The sequence below is a fragment of the Corynebacterium sp. HMSC11D10 genome (genome assembly GCF_001806995.1).
GTDB classification, from domain to species: Bacteria; Actinomycetota; Actinomycetes; order Mycobacteriales; family Mycobacteriaceae; genus Corynebacterium; species Corynebacterium coyleae.
The window spans coordinates 267849-268056 of the sequence record NZ_KV787039.1 but is presented as its reverse complement, the minus strand read 5'-3'; the positions used below and the strand labels follow the sequence as shown (position 1 = coordinate 268056).

1 protein-coding gene is annotated in these 208 nt (G+C 53.4%); it reads right to left on the bottom strand.

All coding sequences use genetic code 11. The features are described from left to right. On the bottom strand, positions 1 to 208 hold a 208-nt coding region (locus tag HMPREF3120_RS12360), incomplete at both ends, for a transposase (RefSeq protein WP_246815414.1).

The following is a 208-nucleotide window of genomic DNA, read 5'->3' as shown; positions in this document are numbered from 1 at the left end:
CGAAACGGCCTAAAACAACTTGACAAAACACACGTGCGTTGGGCGTGCACGAGGCAGCGTTGGATTTTCGTGTTTGGCCAGCACGTTTTAATTGCGCTTGTGGCCCCTTGTCCACCGTCGATCACAGCGATCAACGGTGCTTCGATGCGCTCGAGCAGGCATTTGTAGTCGTATGTGGTTTCTTGTTTGCACCAGTGCCAGGCGATGA